The 17,695-nt window shown below is 71.9% G+C and carries 12 protein-coding genes; 10 read left to right on the forward strand and 2 right to left on the reverse strand.

What is annotated here, in order from left to right:
* The first annotated feature begins 108 nt into the window (after positions 1-108).
* Positions 109-7,302, forward strand: a complete 7,194-nt coding sequence (locus tag P1V51_10425) for a chitobiase/beta-hexosaminidase C-terminal domain-containing protein (GenBank protein MDF1563453.1) — start codon at positions 109-111, stop codon at positions 7,300-7,302.
* Between the two features lie 3 nt (positions 7,303-7,305).
* On the opposite strand, the gene P1V51_10430 is transcribed toward P1V51_10425, so the two are convergent.
* Entirely contained in the window at positions 7,306-8,391 is a 1,086-nt protein-coding gene (locus P1V51_10430; GenBank protein ID MDF1563454.1) for a radical SAM protein, read from the reverse strand.
* Between the two features lie 18 nt (positions 8,392-8,409).
* Positions 8,410-9,162, reverse strand: a complete 753-nt coding sequence (locus P1V51_10435) for a GntR family transcriptional regulator (GenBank protein ID MDF1563455.1) — start codon at positions 9,160-9,162, stop codon at positions 8,410-8,412.
* Positions 9,163-9,298: 136 nt separating this feature from the next.
* Here P1V51_10435 and P1V51_10440 point away from each other — a divergent pair, with 136 nt between their 5' ends.
* Genes P1V51_10440 through P1V51_10480 form a run of 9 tightly spaced genes read left to right on the forward strand, consistent with a single transcriptional unit; the run spans position 9,299 to position 17,667 of the window.
* Positions 9,299-10,087, forward strand: a complete 789-nt coding sequence (locus P1V51_10440) for an enoyl-CoA hydratase-related protein (GenBank protein MDF1563456.1) — start codon at positions 9,299-9,301, stop codon at positions 10,085-10,087.
* Between the two features lie 15 nt (positions 10,088-10,102).
* Entirely contained in the window at positions 10,103-11,641 is a 1,539-nt protein-coding gene (locus P1V51_10445) for an acyl-CoA carboxylase subunit beta (GenBank protein ID MDF1563457.1), read from the forward strand.
* A 26-nt stretch (positions 11,642-11,667) separates the two neighbouring features.
* Positions 11,668-12,810 (forward strand): acyl-CoA dehydrogenase family protein, encoded by a 1,143-nt coding sequence (locus tag P1V51_10450; protein MDF1563458.1) that lies wholly within the window; start codon positions 11,668-11,670, stop codon positions 12,808-12,810.
* A gap of 7 nt (positions 12,811-12,817) precedes the next feature.
* Entirely contained in the window at positions 12,818-13,858 is a 1,041-nt protein-coding gene (meaB, locus tag P1V51_10455; GenBank protein ID MDF1563459.1) for a methylmalonyl Co-A mutase-associated GTPase MeaB, read from the forward strand.
* Positions 13,859-13,887: 29 nt separating this feature from the next.
* Complete coding sequence (locus P1V51_10460; GenBank protein ID MDF1563460.1) at positions 13,888-14,541, forward strand: hypothetical protein; 654 nt, start codon at positions 13,888-13,890, stop codon at positions 14,539-14,541.
* 9 nt (positions 14,542-14,550) lie between these two features.
* A complete protein-coding gene (locus P1V51_10465; protein MDF1563461.1) occupies positions 14,551-15,243 on the forward strand; it encodes an HAD-IB family hydrolase in 693 nt (230 codons plus the stop codon).
* A gap of 46 nt (positions 15,244-15,289) precedes the next feature.
* Positions 15,290-15,919, forward strand: a complete 630-nt coding sequence (locus tag P1V51_10470; GenBank protein MDF1563462.1) for a hypothetical protein — start codon at positions 15,290-15,292, stop codon at positions 15,917-15,919.
* A gap of 18 nt (positions 15,920-15,937) precedes the next feature.
* Positions 15,938-17,122 (forward strand): acetyl-CoA C-acetyltransferase, encoded by a 1,185-nt coding sequence (locus tag P1V51_10475; protein ID MDF1563463.1) that lies wholly within the window; start codon positions 15,938-15,940, stop codon positions 17,120-17,122.
* A gap of 11 nt (positions 17,123-17,133) precedes the next feature.
* Entirely contained in the window at positions 17,134-17,667 is a 534-nt protein-coding gene (locus P1V51_10480) for a hypothetical protein (protein MDF1563464.1), read from the forward strand.
* The last annotated feature ends 28 nt before the right edge of the window (positions 17,668-17,695 follow it).

Consider the following 17,695-nt stretch of genomic DNA (forward strand, 5'->3'; position numbering starts at 1 on the left):
CGGTGGCCCGGTCTGCTAGAACCGGGCCGGGTCAGCGGCACGAGAACCGGGGGTGTTCGGCTCCGGGGGTGGGGGTGCCGCGCAGGTCTGCAAGGGAGAGGTCCACTCATGCTCGTCCGTCGCGTCTCGTTCGCCGCCACGCTCGTCCTCTGCGTCACCGCGCTCGCCGCCTGCGGTCCCAGGTCCGCCGCCGTGGACGGCACCCCGCCACGCACCACCCCAGATCCGGTGGGGGGCATCTTCGATGCCGAGGTGACGGTCACCCTGAGCTGTGACGACGCGGACGGCGACGGCTGCGCGACGACCCACTACACCCTCGACGGCAGCGTCCCGACCACGAGCTCCAGCAGCTATTCCGAGCCGCTCGCCCTCACCGAGACCACCACCCTCAACTTCTTCTCGGTGGACGCCGCCGGGAACGCCGAGGGGGTGCAGAGCCACACCTACGTCATCGAGTACCCGCCACCGGCGGACACCGAGCCCCCGAGCACCCTGGCGCTCCCGGCCGGCGACATCTACGCCCACAGCGTGGCCGTCGCGCTGGCCTGCGACGACGGCGCCGGCAGCGGCTGCGCCAGCACCCACTACACCCTCGACGGCAGCGACCCCGACGCCAGCTCCCCGGTCTACGGCGTCCCCCTGAACCTGAACCGGGACACCGTCCTGAAGTTCCTCTCGGTGGACGAGGCGGGGAACACCGAGGCCGTGCAGACCGAGGAGTACGTCATCGACCTGCGGGCGCCGATCACCCACGTCGATCCGCCCGGCGGCGACTTCGCGTCCACCCGGACGGTGACCCTGACCTGCGACGACGACACGGGCTCGGGCTGCCTGGAGACCCGCTTCACCCTGGACGGCAGCCGGCCCGACCCGAGCTCCACCCTCTACACCGCGCCCTTCGACGTCTCCGCCGACACGACCCTGAGCTTCTACTCCGTGGACCAGGCCGGCAACGCCGAGGAGGTCCAGACCCTCGAGTTCCGGGTGGACGGCGACGCGCCGGTCACGACGGCCAGCCAGGGCGGCGGCTGGTTCCTCTCGACCCAGATCCTCACCCTCGCCTGCGACGACGGCGGTGGGGTGGGGTGCCTGGCGATCCACTACACCCTGGACGGCAGCGCCCCTGGCCTGGGCTCCCCGACCTACGTGACCCCCCTGGTGATCGCCACCGACACCGAGGTCCGCTTCTTCTCGGTGGACGCCGTCGGAAACGAGGAGGCGCCCCGGAGCGTGCTCTTCCGCTTCGACGCCCAGGCGCCGACCACCACGGCCACCCCCGCGGGTGGGCGCTTCGCCGGCACCCAGACCCTGACCCTCGCCTGCGACGACGGCGCCGGCTCGGGCTGCGCCGACACCTACTACACGGTGGACGGGAGCCCGGTGAGCAACGCCTCTCCGGTCTACACCGGCCCCCTCACCATCACCGCCGACACCACGGTCCAGTTCTTCTCCATGGATCAGGTGGGCAACGCCGCGGGCGTGCGCTTCCTCGACTTCCAGATCGACACCCAGGCCCCGGTGACCACCGCCAGCCTCTCTGGCGGCCTCTACACCGCCGACCAGACCCTGGAGCTCGCCTGCGACGACGGCAGCGGGGTGGGGTGCGCGGCGATCCACTTCACCCTCGACGGCAGCGCCCCGGATCTCGCCTCACCGATCTACACCGGCGCCCTGCTGATCACGGTGGACACGACGGTCCGCTTCTTCTCCGTCGACCTGGTGGGCAACGCCGAGGCGCCCCGCTCGGAGAGCTTCACCTTCGACCGGATCGCGCCGACGACCACCGCCAGCCCGGCGGGCGGCCTCTTCACCAGCGCCCCGAGCGTGAGCCTGGCCTGCGACGACGGAGGGGGCTCGGGCTGCGCCGCCATCCACTACACCCTGGACGGCAGCCTGCCGACGACCGCCTCGCCGGTCCACGCCGGCCCCATCTCCATCTCGGCGGACACCACCCTGCGCTTCTTCGCGCTCGATCAGGCGGGGAATGCCGAGGCCGTCCAGACCGAGACCTACACCGTGGACGGGGCGGCACCGACCGTCAGCGCCAGCCCCGTCGGCGGCCTCTTCAACAACGACGTGCTCGTGGTGCTCAGTTGCGACGACGGCGTGGGCTCGGGCTGCGCCACCATCCACTACACCCTCGACGGCAACCCGCCGACCACTGCCTCGCCGGTCTACACCGGCGCCTTCACGCTCACGAGCAGCGGGCGCGTCCGGGCGCTCGGCGTCGATCAGGCTGGCAACGTCGGCCCCGTCCTCACCGAGACCTACAACCTCGACACCACCCCGCCGGCCACCGTCGCCAGCCCCGCCGGTGGCGAGTACGCGGCGGCCCAGACGGTGAGCTTGAGCTGCACCGATCCCTTCGGCTGCGCGGCCATCCACTTCACCCTCGACGGCAGCCTGCCGACGACGGCGTCGCCGACCTACGGCGCCCCGCTGAACATCGCCTCGGACACCCTCCTGCGCTTCTTCGCGGTGGACACCGCCGGCAACGCCGAGGGCGCGGTCTCCGAGACCTACCTCATCGACACGACCGCTCCGAGCCTGAGCATGGCGCCGGCCGGCGGCCTCTTCGGCACCGAGGTCTGGGTCAGCGTGACCTGCGACGACGGCGGCGGCACCGGCTGCGCCGCCATCCACTACACCACCGACGGCACCCCCCCCACGACGGGCTCGCCCCTCTACGTGGGCCCGGTCTCCATCTCCACCGACACGACCCTCCGGGCCCTCGGCGTCGACCGCGTGGGCAACCAGAGCGTCCCGATGACGCAGCAGTTCACCATCGACAGGACGCCGCCGGTCACCGTCGTCGCGCCGGCGGGCGGCGCCTACGCGGCGGCGCAGAACGTCGCCTTGAGCTGCAGTGACGCTTCCGGCTGCCTCGCCATCTACTTCACCCTCGACGGCAGCCTGCCGACGACGGGCTCGACCCTCTACACCTCGCCCCTGAACATCAGCGCCGACACCACCCTGCGCTTCTTCGGGGTGGACCTGGCCGGCAACGCCGAGGGCGTGGTCAGCCACTCCTACCGCATCGACGCGACGGCCCCGACCCTCACCGTCGCGCCCGCGGGTGGGCTCTTCGCGAACGATCTCTGGGTCACCCTCGGCTGCGCCGACGGTGGTGGCACCGGCTGCGCCGCCATCCACTACACCACCGATGGCAACATCCCCACGGCCACCTCGCCGGTGGTGACGGGGCCGGTGGCGCTCACCGCCGACACCCGCCTGCGGGCGGTGGCCTTCGATGGGGTGCTCAACCAGAGCAACTTCATCGACGAGAGCTACACCTTCGATCGCAGCGCGCCGCAGACCGTCGCCACTCCGGCGGGAGGCATCTACGCCTCCGCCCAGTCCGTCGTCCTCGGCTGCAGTGACGCCAGCGGCTGCACGACCCACTACACCACCGACGGCAGCCTGCCGACGACCAGCTCGCCGGTCGCCACGGGCCCCATCGCGATCCCCTCGACCGCCACCCTGCGCTTCTTCTCGGTCGATCCGGTGGGCAACGCCGAGGGCGTGCACACCGAGCTCTACCGGATCGACGGCACCCCGCCGGTGCTCACGGCCACGCCCCTGGGCGGCGCCTTCCGGGCCACCCTCTGGGTGAGCCTCACCTGCGACGACGGCGCCGGGGAGGGCTGCGCGGCGATCCACTACACCCTCGACGGCAGCGCCCCCTCGCTCGCCTCGCCGGTCTACACGCTGCCCCTCCAGCTCGCCAGCGACACCCGCGTCCGGGCCCTGGCGGTCGATCTGGCCGGGAACCAGAGCGCCAGCCGCGTGGACGAGCTCTACACCTTCGACTACGCGCGCCCGGGCGCGTCTGCGGCGCCCGCCGGCGGTCTCTACAACGCCAGCCAGACCGTGGTGCTCAGCTGCACCGACGCCGGCAGCGGCTGCGCCGCCATCCACTACACCCTGGACGGCAGCCCGCCGAGCCTGGCCTCGCCGGCCTACACGGTGCCCCTGGGGCTGGTCGCCGACACCACGCTGCGCTTCTTCGCGGTGGACGTCGCCGGCAACCAGGGGCTGGAGGTCACCGAGGTCTACGACTTCGACCTCGTCGCGCCGACGGCCTCGGCGAGCCCGGCGGCCGGGCTCTACAACAGCCCGCAGGAGATCAGCCTGGCCTGCGACGACGGCGCCGGGAGCGGCTGCGCCGCCATCCACTACACCACCAACGGTTCGGCCGCGACGACCGCGTCGCCCCTCTACGTGGCGCCCTTCACCCGCTCCACGAACACCGTGGTCCGCTTCCTGGCGGTGGACGTCGCTGGGAACCAGAGCCCCGAGGGGAGCGCGCTCTACACCTTCGATCTGGTGAACCCGACCACCACCGCCAGCCCGGCCGGCGGGCTCTTCAACGCGGCCCAGAGCGTGACCCTCACCTGCAACGACGGCACCGGCAGCGGCTGCGCCACCACCTACTACACCACCGACGGCAGCGATCCGACGACGGCCTCTCCGACCTACTCGGCGCCGATCTCGGTCGCCGCGAGCGGCACCCTGAAGTTCCGCTCGACCGACGTGGCCGGGAACCTCGAGACGATCCGGACCGAGGACTACACCATCGACACCGTCGCCCCCTCGGTCGTCACCACCTTCCCGGCGGACGGCGCCACGAGCGTGACCCTCAACCCGGTCCTCACCGTCACCTGGGACGAGCCCCTCGAGCCCACGAGCGTGGGCGGCGCCACCTTCTCGGTGGACAACGGGGTCACCGGGACGGTGAGCTACGACGCCGGCACCAACACGATGCGCTTCACCCCGGACGCGCCCTTCGTCTACGGCGTTGTCTACACGGCCTCGTTCACGGCCGGGATCACGGATCCGGCCGGCAACCCGATCTCCCCGGGGAGCTTCTCCTTCACCACGATGGACCCGCCGGATCTCCTCTCCGGGATCTCGACCGCCAACTTCGCCACCCGGGGGCTGGCCCTCGACGCGTCCGGCAATGGCGTCCTGGTCTGGGTCTCGAAGTCGGGCTCGGGCTGGCGGCTGCTCGCCTCCTACTACGACAGCACCACCAGCGCCTTCCTCCCCGAGGTCGAGCTCTACGCGGTCCCCAACACGAGCACCGAGAGCTGGACCCTGAGCGGGGAGTACACCTCCTTCGTGGGGGCCTCCCTCGTCGCGAGCAACGGGACGACCTTCCAGGTCGTCTATCCGGACGGTCGGGATCTCGTCGCCCGGGAGATCGTCGGAGGGGTGGTCGGCGCGGAGCAGATCATCTCCACCGGCAACAGCGGCAACGCCGGGCAGGCCAACATCATCGCCTCGGGGGGCGAGTACCTCGCCACCTTCCAGGAGGCGCAGTTCGCCGACAACCGGGTCCACGCCATCATCCACGACGGCACCGGCTGGGGCACCGACACGGTGGTCGAGGGGCAGCCCAACAACGTCGACGTGCCGGTCTCGGCCGGCTACGGGGGCGGCTGGGCCGTGGCCTGGCGCAACTGGTACGGCAGCACCCACGAGATCTGGGTGAGCCGCCACGACGGCACGTCCTGGCAGGCCGAGGAGCTGATCGGCTCGGGGACGGTCCCGCAGCTGGCCTCGAACGGCAGCGGCTACGCCCTGAGCTACCGCTCCGGCTCGGACGCCTTCGGCTCGATCTTCGATGGGACGACCTGGAGCGTGGCGGCCGAGTTCGACGGGCTCTCGGAGAGCGTCCAGGGCACGGCCCACCTCGCCTCCGATGGCAGCGGGTACCTGGCGAGCTACCTCTCCGTGATCACGGTCTCGCCCTGGACCTACAAGGTCCGGGCGCAGCGCTACGTCGCGGGGGCCTGGACCCCGGCCGTGGAGGTGGTCACCGACACGGTCCCCCTCACCGTCCTCGACGCGTCACCCGGGCCGGTCGCCGGCGGCTACGTGGTCGCCTACCGGACCCGCGAGGTCGATCACCCCTACACCGACCTCTACGGCCTGCGCGCCGTGGACTTCGATGGGAGCACCTGGGGGACGCCCGTCGACGTGGAGACCGATCCGGCGAACGTGTCGCAGGCGCTCCTCGCCACCGCGGCCGGGACCACCGTGGTGACCTTCTCCCAGCCCTTCGGCGAGACGGCCCGGCAGCGCGCCCGGGCCTTCGACGGTGCGACCTGGCAGCCGTTGGAGGAGGCCGCCTCGAGCGTGCACCTCGGGGCCGCCTACGAGCCCACCCTCGTCGGGAACGGCAGCGGCCAGAGCGTGGCGGTCTGGCTGGCCCAGAACGTCAACGGGCTCCTCTCGGTCTTCACGGCGCACCACGACGGCGCCAGCTGGTCGGCGCCCGTGGTCCTCTCGGATCCCTCCTACTCGGGGCGCGCGCCCGCCCTCGCCACCGACGGCACCAATTTCATGGTCTGCTACGAGGAGTACCCCCGCGGCATCGCTGCCCGGGAGTTCGATGGCACCACCTGGCTGGCGAGGGAGCAGGTGAGCGGGGCGACCTCGGCGGCCTCCTTCTGTGACGTCGCCTCGGATGGCAGCCGCTATGCGGTCGTCTGGAAGCAGCTCCTGAGCGGCGCCGGCAGCACCTACGCCAGCGTCCGCACCGCCGGCACCTGGAGCGCACCCGCGGTCCTCGAGGCGGTGAGCGATCCCACCTACGACCCCGCCATCGCCTCCAACGGCACGGGCTTCATGGCGGTCTGGGTGCAGGAGCTCTTCACCATCGACAGCGTCTTCGCCGCCGAGTACGCCTTCGACGGCTCCGGCTGGAGCTGGGGTCCCGCGACCAGCATCGAGAACACCAACGCCTACGCCCGCCCGGTGGTCGACATCGTCTCCAACGGCACGGGCTACGCCGCCCTCTGGACCCAGTACGACACGGGCTTCTTCAACCTGCGCCCGCGGGTCGCGATCCACGACGGCACCGGTTGGACGCCCGGGGCGGCCATCTCGACCAGCCACATCGTCAGCTCCTCCTACGTGCCCCGGATCGCACCGATGGGCGGCGACTATCTGGCGGCCTGGAAGGATGGCGGCCGGCTCTACGGCGCCCGCTACTCCGCGGGCGCCTGGCAGGCGCCGATCGAGGTCGATAGCAGCACCTACGAGCCGACGGCCCTCCATGCGATCGCCGGTGAGGCCAGGGTCTCCTTCCCGGCCTGGGACGGCACCGGCGTCAGCCTCTATACCCGCACCTTCGATGGTGCCGCGTGGGGGCCCCGGAACCTGATCGAGGGAGACGACACCCGGACCTTCTCCTCCAGCGTGGGCCACGACGGCAGCGACTGGAGCATCGTCTGGTCGCAGGTGGACGGGATGGATCCCCTCGTCCGCGACATCCAGGGGCGGGTGGGCTTCTAGCGGCTAGGTGCGCAGCTCGGCGCGGCCGGCGAAGGCCCGGAGGTAGCGCCGGGCGTCCTCGAGGCCGAAGCGGCGGTTGCCGATCGCCGACAGATCGTAGATCCCCCAGTCGCGGCAGCCCTGGGCGCAGGCCGGGCCGCGGCGCGCGTTCTCCCGGAAGCCCTCGCTCGCGAGGATCTGGCCCACGCTGTGGGTGCGGAGGCTGGCGTAGGGGGCGCGCGAGGTGCAGGCGACCACGCTGCCGTCGGGCATGACGGGCCCGAGGGTGTAGGCGGGGTAGTGGCAGGGGTAGGTGCGCCGGTCGTCGATGATCTGCCCGAAGAAGGCGCGGGAGCCGACCACCGCCTCGCCGCTGCGGGCGGCGTCGCGGATCAGGCGGAAGGCGTCGCCCACCGCCTCGAAGTCGGGGGTGTGCTCCTTCGCCGCGGCGTTGGGGCGCTCCTCGAGGGCGAACTGCCCGTCGTAGGTGGGGGGCTGGAAGGCCACCGGCAGCCGCAGGTCGCGGGCCAGGCGCAGCATGTCCCCGACCCGGTGGAGGTTCTCCCGGGTGACGGTCATGTTCAGGGCGAGGTTCAGGCCCGGCAGGCGCCGGCGCACGGTCTCGATCCCCTCCAGGGCCGCCGCGAAGAGGCCCTCGTGGGCGCGCAGGCGGTCGTGCTCCTCGTCGGGGGCGTCGAGGGAGACGAAGAGGGTGCCCACGTCGCGCAGGCGCTCCCAGCGGGCGGAGAGCAGGAGGCCGTTGGTGAAGACGGTCGGATAGATCTCCTCGCGCACCTCGCGCAGGACCACCGGCAGGTGCTCCCAGAGCAGGGGCTCGCCGCCGACGATCACCGCCAGCCGGAAGCGGCGCGCGGCCAGCTGCCGGTAGAGGTCCAGGGACTCCTCGAGGGTCAGCTCGCCGCCGCCGGGGAAGCGCTCCTGGTTGAAGTCCTTCTGCTCGGGGCCGCTCACGTAGCAGAAGGGGCAGGCGAGGTTGCAGCGCACCGTGGGCAGGTGGTTGAGCACGAAGGGCCGGCGCTGCTGGCGCAGGTAGACCCCGAAGAGGGAGAGGGCCGAGAGGGCCGAGGGGACCGACTGGCGGATCTGCATGACGCGCTCCGTTGGGCTTCAGGGGACGGGGAGGAAGGGGGGACGCTCGAAGAGCTCGGTGAAGGCGGCCCGGGCGGCGGCGGCGTCGCCGGCCGCCAGGGCGTCGGTGGCCCGCCGGTAGAGGGCGGCCAGGGCCGCGGGGTCCTCGACCACCCAGGTGAAGAGGGGCAGGACCCGGCGGTAGACGTAGGTCAGGGAGTTGTAGAGGAGGGTGAAGGCGAGGTTTCCCCCGCCCTGGACGATCACCCGGTGCAGCTCGATCTCCAGCAGCTGCAGGCGGGAGACCTCGGGCGCCCCGGAGGTCGCCTCGGCCTCGAAGGCCCGGGTGGCGGCCTGGAGGGCGGGCAGGGCGCCTCGCTCGAAGCCGTCGATGCAGGCGTGGATCATCGCCTGCCCGAGGATCGCGCGGGCCCGGGCGATGTCGCCGAGGATCTTCGCGCCGTCCACCTCACCGGAGAGGGCGTCGTCCTCCAGGAAGGTGGCCAGCAGCTCCAGGCCCGCCTCCTGGCGGAAGTCCCGGGCGACGGCGCCGCTGCCGTGGCGGATGGCCACCAGCCGCAGCCCCTCGAGCTGGCGCAGGGCGTCGCGGACGGTGTTCCGGGTCACCTGGAACTGCTCGGCGAGGGTGCGCTCGGGGGGCAGGGTCTCCCCCGGGGCGAAGCGCCCCTCCAGGATGCTCCGGCGGATGGCGCGGGCCACGCGCTCGGAGGTCCGCAGGGCGCGGATGGGGGCGAACTCGGGGAAGGGGGGAGTGGCTCTGGTTTGGCTCATTGGTGGTACCACTAAGCCAAATGGAAGCGGAAGGGTCAACCCCCCGGTCGAGCGGCCGCGTCTGGACCGTCGCCCGGGCGGCAGCTATCTTGCCGCCTCCCCGCGGGAAACAAGCGGGCTCACCCCACGAGGCACCATGCTCGAGAACTGGCTCATCGAGGACCGGGGCACCACCCAGGAGTGGACCCTGAACCGCCCCGCGGCGCGCAACGCGCTCTCCCGGGACACGCGGCGGGAGCTGGAGTCCCTGGTCGAGGCGGTGGCCCACAAGCCGCTGGTGCGCTCGGTGATCATCACCGGCGCGGGGGACCAGGCCTTCTGCGCCGGCGCCGACCTCAAGGAGCGCCGGGGGATGTCCGAGGACGAGGTCCGCACCTGGCTCCACGACCTCCGCCGCACCCTCGGCGCGATCGAGGCCTCTCCCAAGGTCTTCATCGCCGCCCTCAACGGCGCCGCCTTCGGGGGCGGCCTCGAGCTGGCCCTGGCCTGTGACCTGCGGGTCGCCGCCCGCAAGGTGATGATGGGCCTGACGGAGACCCGCCTGGCCATCATCCCCGGGGGCGGGGGCACCCAGCGCCTGCCCCGGCTGGTGGGCCTGGGCGCGGCCCGGGACCTGATCCTCACCGGCCGCAAGGTCGACGCCGAGGAGGCCCTGCGCATGGGCCTGGTGGAGCGGGTGGCCAAGGGGGTGGGCCACGCGGGCGCCCTCGACGCGGCCCGCGCCCTCTCCAACGAGGTCGGCCAGTGCGGCCCCGTGGCCCTGGCCATGGCCAAGGCCGCCATGCTCCAGGGGGCGGACCTGCCCCTCGAGCAGGGCCTGACCTACGAGTACGACTGCTACCAGCAGACCATCCCCACCCGGGACCGCCTGGAGGCCCTCGCGGCCTTCGCCGAGAAGCGGCCCCCGGTCTTCAAGGGCGAGTAAGGAGCGCGAGACACCATGGAAGCCAAGCACACCGGAGCGCAGATCGAGGCCACCGAGAAGACCGTCAAGAAGGGCGGCGCCCAGAAGTACCACGCCGCCAACAGCGAGAAGGGGAAGCTCTTCTGCCGCGAGCGGATCCGCCTCCTGGTCGACGAGGGGAGCTTCGTCGAGGACGGCCTGCTGGCCAACGTCAAGGACGGCACCCTGCCGGCGGACGGGGTGGTCACCGGCCTGGCGACGATCGACGGCCGGACCGTGGCCATCATGGCCAACGACTCCACCGTGAAGGCCGGCTCCTGGGGCCGCCGGACGGTGGAGAAGATCCTGCGCATCCAGGAGACCGCCGAGCGGCAGCAGTGCCCGCTCTTCTACCTGGTCGACTCGGCCGGGGCGCGGATCACCGACCAGGTCGAGATGTTCCCCGGGCGGCGGGGCGCAGGAAGGATCTTCTACAACGAGGTCCAGCTCTCCGGGCAGATCCCGCAGATCTGCCTGCTCTTCGGCCCCTCGGCGGCCGGCGGCGCCTACATCCCGGCCTTCTGCGACGTGACCTTCATGGTCGACGGCAACGCCTCGATGTACCTGGGCTCGCCCCGCATGGCCGAGATGGTCATCGGCGAGAAGGTCACCCTCGAGGAGATGGGCGGCGCGAAGATGCACTGCAGCGTCTCCGGCTGCGGCGACTTCCTGTGCAAGACCGAGCAGGAGGCCATCGAGCTGGCCAGGAAGTACTTCGCCTTCTTCCCCCAGAACTGGATGGAGAAGCCCGACCTCATCGAGTCGCGGCCCCCGGGCGGCCCCGCCGAGTCCATCGACGAGATCATCCCGAAGGAGCAGAACAAGTTCTTCGACATCAAGATGCTCATCGACAAGATCGTCGACGAGGAGTCCTTCGTCGAGGTCAAGAAGCGCTTCGCCAAGGAGATCGTCACCGGCCTGGCCCGCATCGGCGGCATCCCGGTGGGCATCATCGCCAACCAGCCCAAGGTGAAGGGTGGGGTGCTCTTCGTCGACAGCGCCGACAAGGCCGCGCGCTTCATCTGGCTCTGCGACGCCTTCAACATCCCGCTGCTCTACCTGGCCGACGTGCCGGGCTTCATGATCGGCACCAAGGTCGAGCGGGAGGGCATCATCCGCGCCGGCGCGAAGATGATCGCGGCGGTGAGCGAGGCCACCGTGCCCCGGATCAGCGTCATCGTCCGCAAGGCCTACGGCGCCGGCCTCTACGCCATGTGCGGCCCGGGCTTCGAGCCCGACGTCACGATCGCGCTGCCCCAGGCGATGATCGCCGTGATGGGCCCCGAGGCCGCGGTGAACGCCGTCTTCGCCAACAAGATCGCCGAGAGGCCGGAGGAGGAGCGGGAGGCCTACGTCGCCAAGCTCCGGGAGGAGTACGCCGAGGACGTCGACATCGTGCACCTCGCCAGCGAGCAGGTGGTGGACGACATCGTCCCCGGCGAGCGCCTGCGCCAGAACCTCATCGATCGCTTCACCCACTACTTCCAGAAGGAAGACGTGCGCGCTCCCAAGAAGCACTGCGTCTATCCGGTCTGATCCGACCCGCCGAAGGAGGCGACGCCATGAACTTCGAGCTCCCCGAGGACCTCCAGATTCTCCAGAACTCCATCCGCTCCTTCTGCGAGGAGAAGGTCGCCCCGAAGGCCCGCGCGTGGGACCGGGACGAGACCTTCCCCCACGAGGTGGTCCGCGAGCTCGGCGAGCTCGGCGTGATGGGCGTGACCGTCGCCGAGGAGTACGGCGGCGCGGCGATGAACTACCTGGCCATGTCGGTGGTCATCGAGGAGATCGCCCGCTTCGACGGCTCCCTCGCCCTCACCGTGGCCAGCCACAACGGGCTCTGCAGCAACCACATCAAGATGTTCGGCAACGACGCCCAGAAGGAGCGCTTCCTGCCGGGGCTGGCCGCCGGCAAGCTCCTGGGCGCCTGGGGGCTCTCCGAGGCCCACTCCGGCTCGGACGCCGCGGGCCTGAAGACCACCGCCGTGAAGAAGGGCGACACCTGGATCCTCAACGGCTCCAAGATGTGGATCACCCAGGGGACGGTGGGCGACGTCTACGTCATCCTGGCCAACACCAGCCCCGAGAAGAAGCAGAAGGGCATCACGGCCTTCATCCTGGAGAAGGACACCCCCGGCTTCAGCCGCAACGCCATCCACGGGAAGCTGGGCATGCGCTCCTCCGACACCGCCGAGCTGGTGATGGAGGAGGTCGAGGTCTCCGACGAGATGCGGCTGGGCGAGATCGACCACGGCTTCATCGACACCCTGCAGATCCTCGACCGGGGCCGGATCACCATCGGCGCCCTGGCCACCGGCCTCGGCCGCGGGGCCGTCGAGGAGGCCAGCAAGTACGCCCTGGAGCGCGAGGCCTTCGGCGGCCCCATCGCCCAGTTCCAGGCCATCCAGTGGAAGATCGCCGACATGGCGACCGAGAACGACGCCGCCCGCCTCCTGGTGCGCCGCGCCGCCACCCTCCACGACGCCGGCAAGCCCTTCGGCATCGAGGCCTCGAAGGCCAAGCTCTTCGCCTCCGAGTCCGCGACCCGGGCCTGCTCCGAGGCCATCCAGATCCACGGCGGCTACGGCTACACCAACGAGTTCCCGGTCGAGCGCTACTGGCGCGACGCCAAGCTCTGCGAGATCGGCGAGGGCACCAGCGAGATCCAGCGAATGGTGATCTCCCGGGCCCTGCTGGCCGGCTAGCGCATCGATGGCTGACCCCGCGCAGAGCACGACCGAGCGCATCGAGCGCATCGTCCGCGGTGAGGTGCGGGCCGCCGCCCGCCTCATGCGCGATCTCGACGACGGCCTGCCCGCCGCCCGGGCGGCCCTCGCCGAGCTCCACCCCCACACCGGCCGGGCCTTCATCGTCGGCATCACCGGCAACCCGGGCTCGGGGAAGAGCACGCTCACCGACCAGCTGATCGAGCACTGGCGCAAGGCCGGCAAGCAGGTCGGCGTCGTGGCCATCGATCCGACCAGCCCCTTCACCGGCGGCGCCATCCTCGGCGACCGGGTGCGGATGCAGCGCCACGCCTCGGACGAGGGGGTCTTCATCCGCTCCCTGGCCACCCGGGGCCACCTCGGCGGCCTCTCCCGCTCCACCCTCGACGTGGTGCGCGTCCTCGACGCGATGGGAAAGGACCTGATCATCGTCGAGACCGTCGGCGTGGGTCAGGACGAGATCGAGATCACCCAGGCGGCCCACACCTCGGTGGTGGTGGTGGTGCCGGGCCTCGGCGACGAGATCCAGGCCATCAAGGCCGGCATCCTCGAGATCGCCGACGTCTTCGTGGTCAACAAGGCGGATCGCCCGGGCGCCGACCGGACGGTGCAGGAGCTGCGGATGATGCTGGAGCTCTTCTCCCCCGACCCCCACACCGTCGCCCACCACGGCGAGGAGATGGTCCTGCGGGGCGTGGCCCAGGCGCGCAGCCGGGGAGGGGAGTCCGGCTGGGAGATCCCCATCCAGGAGACCATCGCCGCTCAGGGGCAGGGCATCGACGCCCTCGCCGGGAAGATCGAGGCCCACCGGACCTGGCTCGAGCAGAGCGGCGGCCTCGCCGGCCGGGAGCGCGAGCGGGCCCGCTCCGAGCTCCTCTCGATGCTCCAGGCCCTGCTGGTCGAGCGGGCCCTCTCCCGGCTGCAGGACGACGGCGAGGCCCTCGACGGCCTCGTCGCCCGCATCGCCCGGCGGGAGGCCGACCCCTACACCCTGGCCCGGGAAGTCGCCGATCGCCTGGGGGGATGAGATACCCTCTTCTTCCGATGGTGCTCCCGATGTCACCCCGTCGCCACGTCTTCCTGCTCCTCGCCGCGCTCCCCCTGCTCCTCGCGGGGCCGGGCTGCGGCCAGCGCATCCGCTACGAGGACACCATCCAGATCCCGCTGCCCATCCCGGGCGACCGGGCCCTCGAGGTGCTCGAGGCGACGGTCTCGCCGGCGCTGCTGCGCGAGATGGGCGGGACCCTGCCGGATCCCTGGCCCCTCGACGCCCCCCGCCTCACCGAGGACCTCGTCTTCGGCGTCAGCGTGCCCCTGAGCCAGGCCGACCTGGACCGGGTGGGCGAGGACCTGGCCGCCGTCGGCGCCGGCGACGCGGAGGCCCGCCTCCTGCGGGTGGACTTCACCCACGATCGCGGAGACCTCACCCACCCGGTGGTCAGCGGCGAGGTCTGGGTGGTGCCCGAGGCCGGCGGCCCCCTCGACGTCCCGGGCGCCCACCGGATCGGCACCCTCGAGGGCCTCGAGAACGGCACGGGGAGCATGGTCTTCCAGCCGGGGGGGCGCCGGGCGCTCACCGACGCCCTGGCGCAGGCGCAGACCGCGCTCGATCTCCAGCTCCTGATGACCTTCGACACCGGCCGCCAGCGCTCCCTGCCCGGCGGCCGGGGTGAGATCGCGCTCACCGTGCACGTCGACGTCCTGAAGTAGGCGCAGGCCATGCTGCCGAAGCTCGAGCCCGCGGGCACCGGGGCGCCGGTCATCGCCTTCTTCGACATGGACCTCACCCTGCTCGAGGTGAACAGCGCGAAGCTCTGGCTGGCCTTCGCCCGGCGGGAGGGGCGCATCTCGCGCCTGACCCTGCTGCGGGGCCTCGTCTGGGTGCTGCGCTACCGCTTCGGCCTCATCGACCAGCAGAAGATCACCGAGTACGGCCTCTCCCTGGAGCAGGGCACCTCCGAGGCCGAGATGATCGAGCTCTGCGAGCGCTGGTACGCCGAGCTGGTGCGCCCCACCATCTCCCGGGCCGCGGTCGCGCGGGTGGAGGAGCACCGGGCGGCGGGCCACGAGGTGGTGATCCTCACCGCGGCGACCCGCTACGGCGCCATGCCCCTGGCCCGGGAGCTCGAGCTGCCCCTGGTCTGCAGCGAGATCGAGGTGGTCGACGGAATGCTCACCGGGCGCCACCACCCCCCCCTGTGCTACGGCGAGGGCAAGCTGGAGCGGGCCCGCGAGCACGCCCGGGGGAGGGGCGCGGCCCTGGAGGACTGCTGGTTCTACACCGACTCGGTGAGCGACCTGCCGGTGATGGAGGCGATGGGGCACCCCGTGGCGGTGAACGCCGATCGGCCCCTGACCCGGCGGGCCCGGGAGGCCGGCTGGCCCCGGGTGGAGTGGGCCGGCCGGGGCTGATCCCGGGCCCCGTGTCAGGCGGGGGATTTCGAGCTAGGTTCCCCCCATGCGAAAGAGCCTCGCCCGGTCCGCCCTCTTCCTCGCCTGCCTCCTGGCCGCCTCCGGCTGCTCGAAGAGCACCGAGGTCCTCGAGACCGAGCTGGAGACCGCGCTCACCCTGGGCAACGGCGGCGCCGCCCGGGCCGCCGCGGACCTGCTCCTCGAGCGCAAGCCGAACGACCCCGACGTCCTGGCCGATCGCGGCCGGGCCCTCGAGCTCATCGGCAGCATCGACGCCGCGATCGAGTCCTACAGCAAGGCGATGGCCCTCGCGCCCGGGCGCGCCGATCTGGCGCTGCTGCGGGGGGCCGCGAACCTGCGCAGCGGCAAGGTGAAGGACGCGATCCCCGATCTGCGCATCGCCAGCCAGGCCGATCCGCAGAACGGCTACGCCGCCGGCCTCCACGCCGTGGCCCTCTACAAGACCCGCACCGCCGCTGGACAGGTGGAGGCCGAGAAGATCGCCGCCGCCTGGCTCGAGAAGGATCCCCGGAACATCGGCGCCCTGGTCGCCATGGCCTTCATCGCGCACGCGCGAGGCCAGAGGACCGTCGCCCGCGAACTCACCGCCCGCGCCCGGGAGGTCGCACCCCAGGAGCCCCTGGTGTCCGAGCTCACCGCGCAGGTCGGCCTCTAGACGAAAAGGAGAAACATCATGGCCAGAGATGTCGTCATCGTCGCCGCAAAGCGGACCGCCCTCGGTGCCTTCCAGGGCGCCCTCTCTTCCATCCCCGCCCCGAAGCTGGGCGCCGCCGTGATCAAGGCGGCCCTCGAGCAGGCCAAGGTCGACCCCGCCGACGTGGGCGAGGTCTACATGGGCCAGGTGCTCCAGGCCGGCGTCGGCCAGGCCCCGGCCCGGCAGGCCGCCCTCGGCGCGGGCATCGACAAGCACACCCCCTGCACCACGGTGAACAAGGTCTGCGGCTCGGGCCTCAAGACCGTGATCCTCGCGGCTCAGGCCATCGCGCTCGGCGAGGTCGAGGTGGCCGTGGCCGGCGGCATGGAGAACATGTCCGACGTGCCCTACGCCCTGCCCAAGGCCCGGACCGGCTACCGGATGGGCAACGGCGAGGTGCGCGACCTGATGGTCAGCGACGGCCTCTGGGATCCCTACAACGACTTCCACATGGGCATGGCCGCCGAGCTCTGCGCCCGGGAGAAGGACATCGGCCGCGAGGCCCAGGACGCCTACGCCGTCGAGTCCACGAAGCGCTCGATCGCGGCGATGGAGGCCGGGGTCTTCAAGGACGAGATCGTCCCCATCGAGATCCCCCAGCGCAAGGGCGACCCCATCGTGGTCGACACCGACGAGGGCCCGAAGAACGCCAAGCCCGACAAGATCGGCTCGCTGCGCCCGGCCTTCCAGAAGGACGGGACGGTGACCGCCGGCAACGCCTCGTCGATCAACGACGGCGCCTCCGCCCTGGTGCTGATGAGCGCCGAGGAGGCGAAGAAGCGCGGCCTCGAGCCCCTCGCCACCATCCGGGGCTGGGGTGGGGCGGCCCGGGAGCCCGAGTGGTTCACCATGGCGCCCTCCGACGCGATCCGCGCGGCCCTGAAGAAGAGTGGCCACACCACCGACCAGATCGACCTCTGGGAGATCAACGAGGCCTTCGCGGTGGTGGCCGAGGCCAACAACCGCGAGCTCGGCCTCGACCCGGCCAAGGTGAACGTCCGCGGCGGCGCGGTCTGCCTGGGCCACCCCATCGGCGCCTCCGGCGCCCGCATCCTCACGACCCTGCTCTACACGATGCGGGACGAGGGCAAGAAGCTGGGCTGCGCGAGCCTCTGCATCGGCGGCGGTGAGGGCATCGCCCTGGTGGTGGAGCGCGCCGGGTAGTGGTCTGGGGGGTGGTCCTCCTCCAGGCGACGGCCTCGCTCACCCTCCTCGGGCCCTCGGCGGCCCGGGGCGGGGTGGAGGGCGCCGCGCGCGCGCAGCCGGCGCAGGTCCTCGCCTACCGGGCGCCGGCCTCGCTGCTGGTCTCCCCCCTGCGCGCCCCCCGGGGCGTCGCGCCGGAGGGCCTCGACCTCTCCGGCGGGGGCGCCGGGCTGATCGATCCGGGCCGCAGCAGCGGGGTGGACTCCGGCGTCGCCTGCGTCGTCGGGGCGCTGGTGCCGGGGCTGGGGCACGCCATCCTCGGGCAGTACCTTCCGCGGGGGCTGGCCTTCACCTCGGCCTTCACCGCGATGGTCATCGGGGCCGTCGCGGCGATGCAGCACGCCAACAGCAGCCCCGCCCTGCGGGGGCAGCTGCTCTTCGCCGGCCTGGTGCTCCTCCTGGCCGCCGACGTGGTCTACCTCTGGTCGGTGATCGACGCCCTGATGATCTCCTCCCGGCCCAGCCCCGATCGGCAGGGCCCCGGACACCTCCTGGGACGTGATTGACGGCCCGCAGGGGGGCGAGTAGGAACGA

This window comes from Deltaproteobacteria bacterium, assembly GCA_029210625.1.
Lineage (GTDB): Bacteria > Myxococcota > Myxococcia > SLRQ01 > SLRQ01 > JARGFU01.

Excerpts from the sequence above, each read along its gene's own strand:
- P1V51_10425 (MDF1563453.1), top strand. The coding sequence starts at position 109 with ATGCTCGTCCGTCGCGTCTCGTTCGCCGCCACGCTCGTCCTCTGCGTC.
- P1V51_10430 (MDF1563454.1), bottom strand. The coding sequence starts at position 8,391 with ATGCAGATCCGCCAGTCGGTCCCCTCGGCCCTCTCGGCCCTCTCCCTC.
- P1V51_10435 (MDF1563455.1), bottom strand. The coding sequence starts at position 9,162 with ATGAGCCAAACCAGAGCCACTCCCCCCTTCCCCGAGTTCGCCCCCATC.
- P1V51_10440 (MDF1563456.1), top strand. The coding sequence starts at position 9,299 with ATGCTCGAGAACTGGCTCATCGAGGACCGGGGCACCACCCAGGAGTGG.
- P1V51_10445 (MDF1563457.1), top strand. The coding sequence starts at position 10,103 with ATGGAAGCCAAGCACACCGGAGCGCAGATCGAGGCCACCGAGAAGACC.
- P1V51_10450 (MDF1563458.1), top strand. The coding sequence starts at position 11,668 with ATGAACTTCGAGCTCCCCGAGGACCTCCAGATTCTCCAGAACTCCATC.
- meaB (MDF1563459.1), top strand. The coding sequence starts at position 12,818 with ATGGCTGACCCCGCGCAGAGCACGACCGAGCGCATCGAGCGCATCGTC.
- P1V51_10460 (MDF1563460.1), top strand. The coding sequence starts at position 13,888 with ATGTCACCCCGTCGCCACGTCTTCCTGCTCCTCGCCGCGCTCCCCCTG.
- P1V51_10465 (MDF1563461.1), top strand. The coding sequence starts at position 14,551 with ATGCTGCCGAAGCTCGAGCCCGCGGGCACCGGGGCGCCGGTCATCGCC.
- P1V51_10470 (MDF1563462.1), top strand. The coding sequence starts at position 15,290 with ATGCGAAAGAGCCTCGCCCGGTCCGCCCTCTTCCTCGCCTGCCTCCTG.
- P1V51_10475 (MDF1563463.1), top strand. The coding sequence starts at position 15,938 with ATGGCCAGAGATGTCGTCATCGTCGCCGCAAAGCGGACCGCCCTCGGT.